General features: G+C 65.7%; 12 protein-coding genes and 1 pseudogene. 2 read left to right on the top strand and 11 right to left on the bottom strand.

Going from position 1 to position 13,512, the window contains the following annotated elements:
* Positions 1–8: 8 nt before the first annotated feature.
* Both ACVWY3_RS17470 and ACVWY3_RS17465 read right to left on the bottom strand, forming a co-directional pair.
* Positions 9–1,565: a formate dehydrogenase beta subunit gene (locus ACVWY3_RS17470; RefSeq protein WP_456839566.1), complete on the bottom strand. Its 1,557-nt coding sequence runs from the start codon at positions 1,563–1,565 to the stop codon at positions 9–11.
* Complete coding sequence (locus ACVWY3_RS17465; protein WP_456839565.1) at positions 1,562–2,038, bottom strand: formate dehydrogenase subunit gamma; 477 nt, start codon at positions 2,036–2,038, stop codon at positions 1,562–1,564. Before ACVWY3_RS17465 ends, ACVWY3_RS17470 begins: the two co-directional genes overlap by 4 nt.
* A gap of 223 nt (positions 2,039–2,261) precedes the next feature.
* Here ACVWY3_RS17465 and ACVWY3_RS17460 point away from each other — a divergent pair, with 223 nt between their 5' ends.
* Positions 2,262–3,155 (top strand): LysR family transcriptional regulator, encoded by an 894-nt coding sequence (locus tag ACVWY3_RS17460; protein WP_211401157.1) that lies wholly within the window; start codon positions 2,262–2,264, stop codon positions 3,153–3,155.
* Positions 3,156–3,157: 2 nt separating this feature from the next.
* On the opposite strand, the gene ACVWY3_RS17455 is transcribed toward ACVWY3_RS17460, so the two are convergent.
* The 6 genes and pseudogenes from ACVWY3_RS17455 to ACVWY3_RS17430 form a co-directional block, all read right to left on the bottom strand.
* Positions 3,158–5,488, bottom strand: coding sequence for a PAS domain-containing sensor histidine kinase (locus tag ACVWY3_RS17455; RefSeq protein WP_456839564.1), 2,331 nt, complete (start codon positions 5,486–5,488; stop codon positions 3,158–3,160).
* 215 nt (positions 5,489–5,703) lie between these two features.
* Positions 5,704–7,079, bottom strand: a pseudogene (locus tag ACVWY3_RS17450) (cation diffusion facilitator family transporter).
* Positions 7,080–7,256: 177 nt separating this feature from the next.
* On the bottom strand, positions 7,257–8,225 hold the full coding sequence (locus tag ACVWY3_RS17445) for a quinone oxidoreductase family protein (protein WP_456839563.1): 969 nt from the start codon (positions 8,223–8,225) through the stop codon (positions 7,257–7,259).
* Between the two features lie 25 nt (positions 8,226–8,250).
* A complete protein-coding gene (locus ACVWY3_RS17440) occupies positions 8,251–9,246 on the bottom strand; it encodes an NAD(P)H-dependent flavin oxidoreductase (RefSeq protein WP_456839562.1) in 996 nt (331 codons plus the stop codon).
* Positions 9,247–9,584: 338 nt separating this feature from the next.
* Positions 9,585–10,232: a hypothetical protein gene (locus ACVWY3_RS17435; protein ID WP_456839561.1), complete on the bottom strand. Its 648-nt coding sequence runs from the start codon at positions 10,230–10,232 to the stop codon at positions 9,585–9,587.
* Positions 10,233–10,280: 48 nt separating this feature from the next.
* Positions 10,281–10,478: a hypothetical protein gene (locus ACVWY3_RS17430; RefSeq protein WP_456839560.1), complete on the bottom strand. Its 198-nt coding sequence runs from the start codon at positions 10,476–10,478 to the stop codon at positions 10,281–10,283.
* 237 nt (positions 10,479–10,715) lie between these two features.
* Here ACVWY3_RS17430 and ACVWY3_RS17425 point away from each other — a divergent pair, with 237 nt between their 5' ends.
* Positions 10,716–11,114 carry a hypothetical protein gene (locus ACVWY3_RS17425; RefSeq protein ID WP_456839559.1) on the top strand — a complete coding sequence of 133 codons (399 nt, stop codon included), beginning with the start codon at positions 10,716–10,718 and terminating at the stop codon, positions 11,112–11,114.
* Positions 11,115–11,153: 39 nt separating this feature from the next.
* On the opposite strand, the gene ACVWY3_RS17420 is transcribed toward ACVWY3_RS17425, so the two are convergent.
* The 3 genes from ACVWY3_RS17420 to ACVWY3_RS17410 all read right to left on the bottom strand — a co-directional run bounded on the left by ACVWY3_RS17420 (position 11,154) and on the right by ACVWY3_RS17410 (position 13,489).
* Positions 11,154–11,939, bottom strand: coding sequence for a fumarylacetoacetate hydrolase family protein (locus ACVWY3_RS17420; protein WP_456839558.1), 786 nt, complete (start codon positions 11,937–11,939; stop codon positions 11,154–11,156).
* Positions 11,939–12,958 carry a 2-dehydropantoate 2-reductase gene (locus ACVWY3_RS17415; protein WP_456839557.1) on the bottom strand — a complete coding sequence of 340 codons (1,020 nt, stop codon included), beginning with the start codon at positions 12,956–12,958 and terminating at the stop codon, positions 11,939–11,941. The genes ACVWY3_RS17420 and ACVWY3_RS17415 overlap by 1 nt, the downstream gene beginning before the upstream one ends.
* Before the next feature lie 105 nt (positions 12,959–13,063).
* Positions 13,064–13,489, bottom strand: coding sequence for a CBS domain-containing protein (locus tag ACVWY3_RS17410; protein WP_456839556.1), 426 nt, complete (start codon positions 13,487–13,489; stop codon positions 13,064–13,066).
* Positions 13,490–13,512 lie beyond the last annotated feature (23 nt).

The raw sequence follows: 13,512 nt of genomic DNA, 5'->3' as shown, positions 1-13,512 counted from the left end.
TCGTTCTCCTATTCCGCGGCCTGAAGCGTGGTTGGCGCCGGGACAAAATCCTCCCGGAAGTGCTTCAATGCGCTGAGCACGGGGTAGGGCGTGAAGCCGCCGAGTGCGCAGAGCGAGCCGAATTTCATGGTGTTGCAAAGGTCCTCGACGAGCGCGAGATTTTCATGGACGCGCTCGCCGTTGATGATCTTCTCGATGGTCTCGACGCCGCGGGTCGAGCCGATCCGGCACGGGGTGCACTTGCCACAGGATTCGACGGCGCAGAACTCCATCGCGAAACGCGCCTGCCTGCGCATGTCGACGCTGTCGTCGAACACGACGACGCCGCCATGGCCGATCAGGCCGTCGCGCGCCGCGAACGCCTCGTAGTCGAACGGCGTGTCGAACAGGGCGCGCGGAAAATAGGCGCCGAGCGGGCCACCGACCTGCACCGCGCGGACCGGGCGGCCGGTTGCGGTGCCGCCACCGATGTCGTCGACGAGATCGCCGAGCGTCACGCCGAACGCGGTCTCGAACAGCCCGCCGTAGCGGATATTGCCGGCGAGCTGGATCGGCATCGTGCCGCGCGAGCGGCCCATGCCGAAATCGGCATAGGCCTTGGCGCCTTCGGCGAGGATGAAGGGGATCGCCGCGAACGACAGCACGTTGTTGATGACGGTCGGCTTGCGGAACAGGCCGTGATGCGCCGGCAGCGGCGGTTTTGCGCGCACGATGCCGCGGCGGCCTTCCAGGCTCTCCAGCAGCGAGGTCTCCTCGCCGCAGACGTAGGCGCCGGCGCCGACGCGGACTTCGAGATCGAAGCTGTAGGCGGAGCCGCCGATCTTGTCGCCGAGATAGCCGCCCCGCTTCGCGGCGTTGATCGCCGCGTTCATCGCCTCGACGGCGTGCGGATATTCGCTGCGGATGTAGATGTAGCCCTTGGCCGCGCCGACCGTGATGCCGGCGATGGTCATGCCTTCGATCACCAGGAAGGGATCGCCTTCCATGATCATGCGGTCGGCGAAGGTGCCGCTGTCGCCTTCGTCGGCGTTGCAGACGATGAACTTGCGATCGGCCTTCGTCTGCGCAACCGTCTTCCACTTGATGCCGGTCGGAAAGCCCGCGCCGCCGCGGCCGCGCAGGCCGGATGCGGTGACTTCGTTCAGGATCTCATCCGGGCCGAGCGAGAGTGCGCGCTCAAAACCCTTGTAGCCACCCTGGGCGCGGTAGTCGTCGAGCGAGCGCGGATCGATCACGCCGCAGCGCGCGAAGGTGAGGCGGGTCTGGCGCTTCAGCCAGGGGATCTCGTCGGTCGCGCCGAGCCGCAACAGATGCGGCGTGTTGCTGGCGAGCGCATCGAGCAGGGAAGGCACGTCGGTCTCGGTCACGGGGCCGAAGGCGATGCGGCCCTGCGGTGTCGCGACCTCGACCAGCGGCTCCAGCCAATACATGCCGCGCGAGCCGGTCCTGACGATCTCGACGGCAATGCCGCGCTTGGCGGCAGCGTGTGCCAGCGCCAGCGCGACCTCGTCGGCGCCGACGGCGACCGCACCTGCATCGCGCGAGACGAAGAGACGCATGCTCATCGCTGTGCCTCCGCGACCAGGGCATCGAGGCGCTTCTCGTCGAGCCGGCCAATGACGCGGCCGTCGAGCATGGCGGACGGCGCGGTCGCGCACAGGCCGAGGCAGTAGATCGGCTCCAGCGTGACGCGCTCATCGGCGGTGGTGTTGCCAATCGAGATGCCAAGCTTCGTTTCGGCGCGCGCGGCCAGCGCATCACCGCCCGCAGCTTGGCAAGCTTCGGCGCGGCACAGCTTCAGCACATGGCGGCCGGCCGGCTTGTGGCGGAAATCATGATAGAAGGTGAAAACGCCGTGCACCTCGGCGCGCGACAGATTGAGCGCCTGCGCGACCATGGGAATCGCCGCCTCCGGCACGTAGCCGAAGGCCTCCTGAAGCGCATGCAGGACGACGAGCGTTGCGCCCTCCTGCTTCGCATGTTCGGCGATGATCTCGGCGCCGCGCGTCTCGTCCCAAAGCTCGTGAAGCGTTGTCATTCTTCGTTCTCAACCGGAGCGTTTCTCCCTCGCAAACTATTTGGAATCATTCGAAGATCAATAAAGCTGTCTCATGCTGCGATTGCGAATTCTGATCGATTTGCAACCGCAATTGATCGATACGAATGGTAATGAAGGTTGTATCGGCTGCCGGTTTTTGCGTGTCGGTGCAGGCCCGACATGCTAGCTTGCATGCGACGACAGAATTCGAGGGGACGTCCGGTTGATCGACAAGCTTGAACTGCTGCTGGCGCTGGCGAAGGAACGGCACTTTGGTCGCGCGGCAGAAGCCTGCGGCGTGACCCAGCCGACGATGTCGACCGGGCTGAAGCAGCTCGAGGAGATCCTCGGCGTGATGCTGGTCCAGCGCGGCTCGCGCTTCCAGGGGTTCACGCCCGAAGGCGAGCGAGCGCTGGATTGGGCGCGGCGGATCGTGGGCGATGCCCGCGCCATGCGCGACGAGATCAACGGGCTCAAGCACCAGCTCTCCGGCGAGATCCGCATCGCGGCGATCCCGACCGTGCTCGGCATGGTCGCTGCGCTGACGACGCCGTTCCGCGCGCGGCATCCCGAGGTGCGCTTCCGCATCCAGTCCACGACCTCGTCGGAGGTGCTGGGCCTGCTCGAAAATCTCGAGGTCGATGCGGGGCTGACCTATATCGAGAACGAGCCGATCGGCAAGGTGCGCACCATCCCGCTCTACAACGAGAGTTATCGCCTGCTCACCGCGCCCGATGCGATGTTCGGCGACCGCGAGACGGTGACCTGGACCGAGGTCGGGCAGGTGCCGCTGTGCCTGCTCACGCCCGACATGCAGAACCGCCGCATCATCGACCGCGCGCTGCGCTCGGTCGGCGCGGAGGCGACGCCGACCTTGACCTCGAACTCCCTGCTGGTGCTGTTCACGCATGTGAAGACGGGGCGCTGGGCCAGCGTGATGCCGGCCAAGCTCGCCGAGACTCTTGGCTTATCGGATACGGTGCGCTCGATCCCGATCGTCGATCCCGAGGTCAATTACAGCATCGGCATGGTGATCCCGCAGCGCGATCCCATGACGCCGCTGATCGCCGCGCTGGTCAATGTCGCGCGCGAGGTCGCGCCCTCGCTGCAGCTGTAATTCTACGCCGCCGCTGATATCCCGGTCGCCGCCCTGATGGCGTCGCGCGGCAGGGTGACGCGGACCACGGTGCCGACCTCGATCTTCGAGCGCAGCCGCATCGAGCCGCCGTGAAGCTGCGCCAGCGAGCGGGCGATGGCAAGGCCAAGGCCCGAGCCGTGATAGGTCTTGGTGAGCTGGCTCTCGACCTGCTCGAACGGGCGGCCAAGCCGCGCCAGCGAATGCGCAGCGATGCCGATGCCGGTGTCGGCGATCATCAGCACGACCTTGTCGTCGAGCTGGCGGCTGCGCACCACGACGCGGCCGCCGTCGGGCGTGAACTTCACCGCGTTGGACAAGAGATTGACGATGATCTGCTTGGTGGCGCGGCGGTCGGCCACGACCGAGATGGATTTCGCGATGTCGGCATCCAGCGTCAGGTGCTTGTCCTGGGCCCGGCCGGTGACGACGCGTAAGGATTCCGCCAGCGTCTGCGACAGGTCGAGCTCTTCCATGTCGAGCTTCATGCGCCCGGCCTCGATCTTGGACATGTCGAGGATGTCGTTGATGACCTCGAGCAGGTAGTGGCCGCTGGTCAGGATGTCCTGGCAGTATTCCTGGTACTTCTCGCTGCCGAGCTCGCCGAACATGCCTGAGCCCATGATCTCAGAGAAGCCGATGATGGCGTTGAGCGGCGTGCGCAGCTCGTGGCTCATATTGGCGAGGAATTTCGACTTGGTCTGGTTGGCTTCCTCGGCACGGGTCTTCTCGCGCTGATATTTCTCGGCAAGGTCCGCGAGCTCCACGGCCTGGCGCTCCAGCGCGGCCTGCGAGCGCTTGAGGTCGATGACGGTGGCGCGCAGGCGAAGATCGTTGTCGACCAGCTTCTGCTCGTGCTCCTTGATGCGGGTGATGTCGGTGCCGACCGAAACGTAGCCGCCGTCCTTGGTACGGCGCTCGCTGATGTGCAGCCAGCTGCCGTCGTCGAGCTGCGCCTCGAAGGTGCGGGCGCCCGGACCTTGCGCACCGGTCTCGTTGTGGCGGGTGCGAACCTCCGGCATGCGGCCGACCTCGAGCACGGTCTCGTAGGAGGTGCCGGGGATGACGGCGCTGTCGGGCAGCTTGTGCAGGCGCTGGAAGTGCGAGTTGCAGAGCACGAGGCGGTCGCCGGCGTCCCACAGCACGAAGGCTTCCGGGATAGTCTCGATCGCGTCGCGCAGGCGCAGATCGGCTTCCACCGTCTTCTCGGCAAGGCTCTTCTGCTCGGTGATGTCGACCGCGATGCCGATCAGGTGCACGCTGGAATCGGTCGCCCCGCGCGTCTTCTCGCAGCGGACGCGGAGCCAGATCCAGTGGCCGTCGACATGCTGCATGCGGAAGGTCTGGTCGATGTGGTCGATCTTCTCGGAGATGAGCTGGTCGGCGATCTCGAACAGGTCGATGTCGTCGGACTTCACCAGCGCGTTGACCTCGCCGAAGGTGAGGAGCTCGTTGCGGCCGTCGAGGCCGAGCATCGAGAACATCGACTGCGACCAGAAGATCCGGCCGCGCGACAGGTCCCAGTCCCACAGGCCGCAGCGGCCGCGGTTGAGCGCGGTGTCGATGCGGCCGCGCACGGCGTCGTTGATGAGGTCGCCTTCGCGTGCGCGGGTGGACTGCCAATGGAAGGCGAAGCCGAGGATCAGGACGACGAAGCCGGTGGTGGCCGACAGCGTCACCGAGAGCGCGGCGTCCGAGCCCCAGATCGGCTCGTTGCGCTCCTGGATCACGGTGACGAAGCCGGGCATCGACTTGATCTGCCGCGAGGTCGCCATTGCGGCGTTGCCGCCCGGCAGCGTCATGTCGGAGATGTTGCCGTCGCGCGGCGGCGCCGCGAGCAGCTGCGCCGTAGTGATGGCATCGAGCAGGCGGTCATTGCCGGAAGGGTCGCTGTCGATCGGAATGCGGGCGAGGATGCGGCGGTCGATGCCCGCCGAGGTGACGATGACGTGGCGGCCCGCGGCCATGCCCCAGGACGGGATGAGGTCGGGCAGCAGCGTCGGCAGGCGCTCGATGTTCTTCTGCCGCTCCAGCCGCGACGAGGCGAGGCGGTCGATGCGTTCGGCGAGCAGGTCGGCGAGCGCGGAGATGTCGTGCCGGATCGCCAGCCGCTTCTGGCGCGTCTGGTCGACGACCTGCACGAAGGCGCCGAGGCAGATGGTGATCAGGAAAGCGATGATGAGCGTCGGCACGGCGCGGCGCAACGCCGGCTCCGCGATCAGGAGTCGGTGGTAGGCAGGTTTCGCGATCGATTGCGCCAATCCCTTGATCGAATCGGATTGGACGCACGCGTTCGCGGCGTCTGCACGCGACATGCCTTCGGCCCCCTGAAAACGAGTTTCGAAAGCAGCCCCACGTCGCTTTCGAATCACACCGATTTGAATCCAGTTTGCGCAGGCTGTCGAGAGTCAACGAAACGTTAACGCGAAATAATTCTTATCCAATGCAGAGTTCGCGCGTCTTAGCTCCGCAAATCGACGTGCACGAGGAGTCCGAAACGAGAACGTGTGACTCCTCGCCACGTTCTGCATCACGCGCGCGGCGGCTCGGCGTGACTGATGACGCGCTTCACGCTCGGGAACGCGCGGCGCAGTGCGCGCTCGATCGCGTCGACATGCTCGTGCACCTTGATCACGCTCATCGACGGCGCGGCGCGGCAGTGGAAGTTGACGATCTCGCCGGCGTCGGTGTTGCGCACGCGCACATTATGGATGTCGTGGATCTCGCCTTCGCCGGCGAACTCCGCGAGCGCAGTGGCGATGGTCTGCACCCGCTCCGGCGCGGCGTCGACGCCGAACGGCAGTTCCGGCTCCAGCGGCTCGATATGGACGTCGACCTCGACGTCCTCGCCGAACTCCTCCTGGATGTTGCGCTCCAGCGTGTTGGCGATGTCGTGGGCGGCCTCGAGCTGCATCCCGGCGTCGACCTCGAGGTCGATGCTGACGATCAGCTTGGCGCCGAGATCGTGCACCGTGACGTGATGGATGGCGAGGCCCGAATTGCGCGCGATCACCATGATGCGGTCGCGCACGGTCTCGTTTTGTCGCGCGCGACGGGAACGGCGGTGAAGGTGAGATCGGCGTCGCCGAAGGCCCTGGTGACGGCGGCTTCCGCGTTGCGCTTGATGCTCTCGACACGGTCGATCGGATAGGTCCGCGGCACCTTGGCGATGGTGTCGATGAAGGTGGTCGCGCCGACCATGCGCACGCGCAGTCGCTCGACGCCGATCACGCCGGGCACGCTGCGGATCGCGGCAGTGGCCTTCTCCTGCGCGCCTTCGGGGGCGCGGTCGACCAGCGTCTGCACGGTCGAGCCGGCCATGCGCAGGCCGAGCAGGGCGATCATCACCGCGACCGCAGCGGCGGCGGCGGCGTCGCCCCACCAGAACCCGAGGGCGGCGAGGATCAGGCCCACGATCACGGCGAGTGAACCCATCACGTCGGAGGCGAAATGCAGCGCGTCGGCGGCGAGCGCCTGGCTCCTGGTTTCCCGCGCGGCCCGGTCCAGGGCACGGGCGCGCCAGACATTGACGAGGATGTCGATCACCAGCACGACGAACGGCACGGCCGAAATCGTCGGCGGCGGGGTTCCCTCGCGCAGGCGCCCATAGGCCTCCACCAGGATGCCGCCGGCGAGCACGTAAAGCAGGGCGGTGACGCCCAGCGCGGAGATGCTCTCCAGCTTGCCGTGGCCGTAATGGTGCTCCTCGTCCGCCGGCTTGTCGGAGACCCGCACCACCGCCCAGGTGATGATGGTCGCGACGAGGTCGATCGAGGAGTGCAGGGCCTCGGAGATCAGCGCCAGCGAGCCGATCGCGATCCCGACCACGAGCTTGGCCGCCGCCATGCCGCCGCTGGCGAAGATCGAGATCGCGGCGACCGAGGTCTTGTTGTGCTGGGAGGTCATGGCGGGGATGTAGCAGGGCGAGGCCGAACATCAAGCGACGATCCACAGCTATAGTCGCAAGTGAGTTGCAGGAGCGGATGCCTCTCACCACCGTCATTCCGGGGCGCCGAAGGCGAACCCGGAATCCCGAGATTCCGGGTTCGGTCCTGCGGACCGCCCCGGAATGACGGTCGCCCCTTACACCGTCACCACGATCTTGCCCAGGTGCTTGTTCGCCTCCATGTGCTCGAACGCCTTGTCGATGTCGTCGAACCCATAGACCTTGTCGATCGGCAGCTGCAGCTTGCGGGACTCGACCGCGCCCCAGATGTCCTTCCTGACCTCCTCGAAGATCTCACGGACCTCTTCGATGGTGCGGGTGCGAAAGGTGACGCCGATATAGGAGATGCGGCGCGCCGCATGCAGGTCGAAGTTGAAGTCGGCATGAGTGCCGCCGAGCCGGCCGACATTGACGATGCGGCCCAGGACCTTGGTCGCGGCGAGGTTTTGGTTCGCGACCTTGCCGGAGACCTGGTCGACGATGAGGTCGACGCCTTCGCCCCCGGTCGCCTTCAGCACCTCGTCCACCCATTTGGTGTCGGAGGAATCGACGGCGAGGTCGGCGCCGTATTCCTTCAGCCGGCCGCGGCGGTAGGCATCGGTCGAGGAGCCGATCACGAGCTTTGCGCCCTTCAGCTTTGCAATCTGCATCGCCATCAGGCCGACGCCGGAGCTCGCGCCCTGGATCAGCACGGCTTGTCCCGGCTGCACGCCGCCGACGGTGACGACGGCGTTGTGCATGGTCGTGAGTGCGAGAGGCAGGGTGGCGGCCTCCTCGAAACTCATGTTCGCGGGGGCGCGGAACAGCCGGCCGTGATCGGCCAGCGTATACTCGGCGAACGCCGCGGCGCCCGATCCCATGATGCGATCCCCGACCTTGACGCCCTTCGCGTCCGGTCCGAGCTCGGCGACTTCGCCGGCCCATTCCATCCCGAGCACGGTGCCGATACCGCCGGCCGCGCCATGGGCGTGGCCCTTGCGCATGCCGGTGTCGGCGCGGTTGAGGCCGCAGGCGCGCACGCGCACCAGCACTTGCGTGCCTTTGGGCTTAGGTTGAGGAACGTCGGAAATCTGAGCGCCTTCAGGGCCGTAGACGTAAGCCTTCATCAATTGCTCTCGCTTCTTGCAGTGATTATTCCGCCGCTTGCGCGCTCGGATGAACGATCATGCCTTCGAGCCTGTTCCTGATGATCGCTTCGGCTTCACGCACGATGCGGGAGATCAGCTCGGCGCAGCTCGGGATGTCCTGGATCAGCCCCTGCACCTGTCCGGCCGACCAGATGCCCTCGTCCGAATTGCCGGTGGCGTAGACCATCTTGCCGCGGGCTCCTGCAACGAGCTCGCGGATGTCCTCGAACCTGGCGCCTTCCTTTTCCATGGCGACGACCTTGGTCGAGATCTCGTTCTTGGCGACGCGGGAGGTGTTGCGCATGGTGCGGAAGATCAGCTCGGTCTCGCGCTCGTCATTGGCGACGATCTTCTCCTTGATGAGCTGGTGGATCGGGCTCTCCTTGGTCGCCATGAAGCGGGTGCCCATGTTGATGCCGTCGGCGCCCAGCGCCAGCGCGGCGACGAGGCCGCGGGCGTCGGCAAACCCGCCTGAGGCGATCATCGGGATCTTAACCTTGTTGGCGGCGGCCGGGATCAGGATCAGGCCGGGGGTGTCGTCCTCGCCGGGGTGGCCGGCGCATTCGAAGCCGTCGATCGAGATGGCGTCGACGCCCATCCGCTCGGCCGACAACGCGTGGCGGACGCTGGTGCATTTGTGCACGACCTTGACGCCGTGCTTTTTGAACTCGTCGACATGCTCCTGCGGCTTGTTGCCTGCGGTCTCGACCACCTTGATGCCGCTCTCGATGATGGCGGCGCGGTATTCGGCGTAGGGCGGCGGCTTGATCGCGGGCAGGATGGTGAGGTTCACGCCAAAGGGCTTGTCGGTGAGGTCGCGGCAGCGCGCGATCTCTTTTGTGAGGTCCTCCGGCGTCGGCTGGGTCAGCGCCGTCATGAAGCCGAGCGCGCCGGCATTGGCGACGGCTGCGACCAGCTCGGCCCGCCCGACCCATTGCATGCCGCCCTGGACGATCGGGTGCTCGACGCCGACGAGCTCAGTGAACCGTGTCTGCAACATGATCTGTTTCCCCCGCCGGTATGGCGCTCTGTTATCGGTTGATGGCGAGAGGATGCCGCCGGGGTCGGCAAAAGTCTATTGCGCGGACGTGCGGTTAGGGCGGGGCGCTCATGCGGGGGATGAGGAGATTCCGCGGGGCGGATAATTTGGATGGTCTCGTGTCCCGGACGCGCTGCAACGCCATCAGCGCGTTCACGCGCGTCTTCGACGCACTAGGGCGTTGCGGCGCAGAGCCGGGACCCACATTCCGCGGATACTTTGAGAGATGGGCCCCGGCTCTGCAGCGCATCGTCGAAGGAACGCTGCGCTGCGTCCGGGGCACGGATCCTAGGCTGCCCCTACTCCGCCGACAGCCGCACCATCTGCCGGCCGCCGTTCAATTCCTTGAGGCGGTTGACGAAGTTTTCCGGGCGCTGCCAGCGGTTGGGGACCTCTAGTCCCATGAACTCGGCGATGTCGCCGATGAAGCCGGTGCAGTTGGCGGTCTCGGCATTCCAGACCGGCGAGCTCGCCTGCAATTTCTTGATATAGGCGAACACGCGCTTGGCGTCGGCCTCGTTGAGATAGACGCGATAGCTCGCGGTCAGATATTCCGGATCGAGATCGCCGTAGCTGGCGCCGGTCTCGGACGGCACAAAGGTGATGTGACCGAGCACGTAAGCCAGCGTGTCGCCGGCGGGGGTGAGCCCTGCGACCTCGACCGCTTTCTCGCTGGTCTTGCCGTACCAGACGAAGGCATGGCCCCAGCTCGCGGCCGTGCGGGCACGGAAGTCGACGTAATAGGGACCTTTCTCCGCGCGCGCGACCGGGCGCCGCGATGGCGGTGCCGGTCGCGAGGCGGTGCCGGCCGGAGCAAGCGCATTGGCGCCCGCCATGCGCTTGTTCGCTTCGTGGGCCGAAGCCGAGGGTGTCGTGCAAGCGAGCATGGCCGCGAGCGCGGCCCCCGCGATGATGCAGGATCCCGTTCGATCAGCTTTGTTCGTCACGCTGTGCCCCCTCGACTGCCGGCCGCTCGCGCAGATTCCGCTGATGCGTCAGTAACGCGCCGCGACCGGGCCGGGCGCCTTGCCGATCGGCGCCTTGCCAACCGGGCTCTTGCCAATCGGCATCTTGCCGATCGGGGCCTGCTCCGCCGGATAGGCCGGCACGGGCTGGCGCCGCGGCAGATCCGCAGCGTTCGCAGCCGTCACCAGAGCAAGCGTTGCTCCCAGAACAAATACAATCTTCTTCACAGTGACACCCCTAAAAGGTTTGGTCCAAACACGGCCATGCCGTGCCCCCCAGACACGCCTCACAAAAAGGCGGCCGAATGCGTCCAAGTTGCGGCGCGCACGGGACAAGTTGGCGGCATTGATCGGGCGAACCCAGATGTGATGTGTTCAGATGTTTCGGACGTGCGATGCCGGTCCTACGAAGCCGCACACCCGATCCGGTTCAAACTGTTCCTGATCATCGAGAAGATGCCGCCGATGTCCTTGCGCAAGGCATCGAGCGCTCGCGATCACTTCCCGAGGAAGTTCGAGCGCATCTTGTCGGCGAACCAGACCACGAAGATCGCAGCGAACGCGAGGACAAAGTACAGAGCCGTCCACAAAAGTGCATTGGCAGCATTCGTCATGGCGTCCTCCCTTGCATCAGACATCGATCTGTTGCCGGAAAGGATAATGGCGGCCGCGACATCGCGATTTGCGCAGGATCAATTTTGCCGCGCTGCGGCGAAATGGCCGGCGAGCCTTCATTCCGAGGTCACGATGGAATTGTGCCCGGGAATGAAGGAGCCGCTACAGCATGATCCGGACCCGAAGGGCCGCGTCAGCGCAAAGTGCGCAGCGGTTTTCCGAAAAGATCATGCGCAAACAACAAGCTAAAGCGCGTGACGATTCATCCTGATTTTCATCGCGCTTTAGTTAGAGGCGGAATTCGTTGGTGAGCTCGCCGATGCCCTCGATCGCGACCGTCACCGTGTTCACCGGCTCCTTCATCACGCCGACGCCCACCGATGTCCCGACTGCGATGAGGTCGCCGGGCAGCAGCGTCATGTCGTGCGAGATCCGGCTGACCAGCTCCTGCGCCGAGAAGATCATGTCCGAGATCGGATAGTTCTGCCGCTCGGCGCCGTTGAGGATGGTGCGCACAACGAGCTTGGCCGGATCGAGGCCGGTCGCGATGACGGGGCCGAACGGGCCGTAGTCGTCGATGCCCTTGGCGCGGGCCCACTGGGGAAAAGTGGGGTCGCGGGTCAGGATGTCGTTGGCGGTGATGTCGTTGACGCAGGTGTAGCCGAAGATGAAGCCGTCGGCTTCCGCGGGCGAGACGCGGGCGCAGGTCTTGCCGATGACGATGCCGAGCTCGCCCTCATAGGTGGTCTTGCCGTCGTAATAAGAGGGGCGGCGGATCACCGTACCGGGCGGGGCGATGGTGGTGGTGGCCTTGAGCAGATAGAGCGGCTCCGGCGGCTCGGGCTGGTTGAGTTTCGCCGCGAGCGCGTGGAAATTATTCCAGAGCGCGACGATCTTGCTGGGCGCGCAGGGCGCGAGCAGCTCGACTTCCGACAGGGCCAGCGTCTTGCCGGTGGCGGCATGGCGGCCGAACATCTCGCCTTCATGCACGCTGATGCCTGACGGCGTCAGCGTGCCGAAACCGGTCGCACCATTATTCCGGAATCGCAGCCAGTGATTCACTTCGTCCGCCATCACGCCACCACCAGCGCACGGGGATCGCCGGGTGCCGCGACGCCGTCATAGAGACCGGCGATGCGGGCGCGCTGGGTCACCATCGCCAGGACCGAGTCCAGCGCAGGCGTAGCGATGCCGGTGAGGCGGCCCATCTCCTGCACCACGGTCACGAGCGGATCGATCTCCATCGGGCGGCCGCGCTCGAGATCCTGGAGCATCGATGTCTTGTGCGCGCCGACCTTGCGAGCGCCCTCGATGCGGCGCTCGACGTCGACGCGGAATTTGACGCCGAACGTTTCGGCGATCGCCTGCGTCTCCACCATGATCGCGCGCGACAGCGCCCGCGTGGACGGATCGGTGCAGATCACGTCGAGGGTCGCATGGGTCAGCGCGCTGATCGGGTTGAAGCAGACATTGCCCCAGAGCTTGAGCCAGATCTCGTCGCGGATGCGGTCGAGCACCGGCGCCTTCAGGCCGGCCGCGACGAAGAGATCGGCGAGGCGCTGCACGTCGGAGGTGATCTCCCCTGAGGGCTCGCCGAGCGGGAAATTGTTGCCGTAGACGTGGCGGATCACGCCGGGCGCCTCGATCTCGGTGGCGGGATAGACGATGCAGCCGATGGCGCGCTCGGCACCGATCTCGCGCCACTGCCGTCCGCCGGGATCGATGCTCTCCAGCGTCGAATTCTCGTACTGGCCGCCGTGCTTGTAGAAATACCAATAGGGGATGCCATTGACGGCGGTGACGATACGGGTGTGCGGCCCGAGCAGCGGCTGCATCTTCTCGATCACGCCGGTGATCGAATGCGCCTTCAGCGTGATGATGATGTAGTCCTGCACGCCGAGCTCGGAGGGATCGTCGGTACAGCGCGGATGCACGGTGTGCGTCTCCTCGCCGGCGAGCAGCGTCAGGCCGCGCTCGCGCATCGCCGCGAGATGCGCGCCGCGTGCGACGAGACTGACGTCCGCGCCAGCGCGCGCGAGCTGAACCCCGAGATATCCGCCGATCGCGCCGGCGCCGTAGATGCAGATCTTCATGAAATCCTCGCGAGCAGAGACCGGAATTTTGGGACGAAAGATCCGGTCCGGCTCGGAAGGATCCGAGCCGGGGCCGGTGGTCGCAGCGGAAGTGTGTGTGCCGCGCTAGGCGGCTTGCGGCGTCGAGTTGGTCGCTTCGTCAACGGCCGCGGCGATGTCGCGCATGCTGATGACGGAGACGAGGCTGTAATCGTCGATCACGGGCAGATGACGGATGTGATGACGGTTCATCAGGTGCCGCACGTGCTCGATCGTGTCCGAGGAGGTGCAGGAGACCAGTTGCTGCACCGAGACGAGCTGCGAGACCTTGAGGTTAATGGCATTCGCGCCGTGCTCGGCGACGGCGCGCACCACATCGCGCTCGGTGAACATGCCGACCGCGGTGTTGCCCTCAGAGCGGACCACGTCCTTGACCACCAGCGCGCTGATATTGTTCGCGCGCATCAGCTTCGCGGCGATACCCACCGTTTCGTTCATTCGCACCGTGACAACGCGCGGCGTCTTCTTGCGCAGAATGTCTCCGACCAGCATGGCGACCTCCCTGGGTGAATGAT

The organism is Bradyrhizobium sp. USDA 4486 (assembly GCF_054057995.1).
This window is presented reverse-complemented; position numbering and strand designations above follow the sequence as displayed.